The organism is Mycolicibacterium sphagni (assembly GCF_002250655.1).
Taxonomy (GTDB): Bacteria; Actinomycetota; Actinomycetes; order Mycobacteriales; family Mycobacteriaceae; genus Mycobacterium; species Mycobacterium sphagni.
This window is the reverse complement of the sequence record NZ_NOZR01000069.1, coordinates 1-415: the sequence shown is the minus strand read 5'-3', so window position 1 is coordinate 415 and position 415 is coordinate 1. Positions and strand designations below refer to the sequence as shown.

The window sequence follows — 415 nt, the reverse complement described above, 5'->3', positions numbered from 1 at the left end:
TCGATGGCCACATTGAGCACCGCCCGCAAGGCCAGACCCAGGTTGACATTGATGTTGCCGAAGGCCTGCACCAGCGCGTTGATGAACGCCTGCGGGTTCGGGAACGCCGCCAGCGCCGCCTGGAACGCCGCGAACAGCGCGCTGGCCGGATTGCTGAGCGCGTTGAGCAGCGCCTGGAAACCGGTGAGCCCCGCCGCAATTCCCGCCTGCAGGGTCGCGTTCAGCTGACCCGTGAACGTGGTGAACGCGTTGGCGAGGATGCCCAACGCCGGGTTGATGGCCGCCAGGGCACCGACGAAGGCGTTGACGAAGGCCTGCGGAGACGGGAACTTGGCCAGTGCCGCGTTGAACGCAGCCGCCAACGCCGCCCCACCGGACACCAGAGCGTTGAGGAACGCCTGCGGTCCGTCGATGG

At 67.7% G+C, this 415-nt stretch carries 1 protein-coding gene; it reads right to left on the bottom strand.

What is annotated here, in order from left to right:
* On the bottom strand, window positions 1-415 hold a 415-nt coding region (locus CG716_RS30455), incomplete at both ends, for a hypothetical protein (protein ID WP_165774355.1).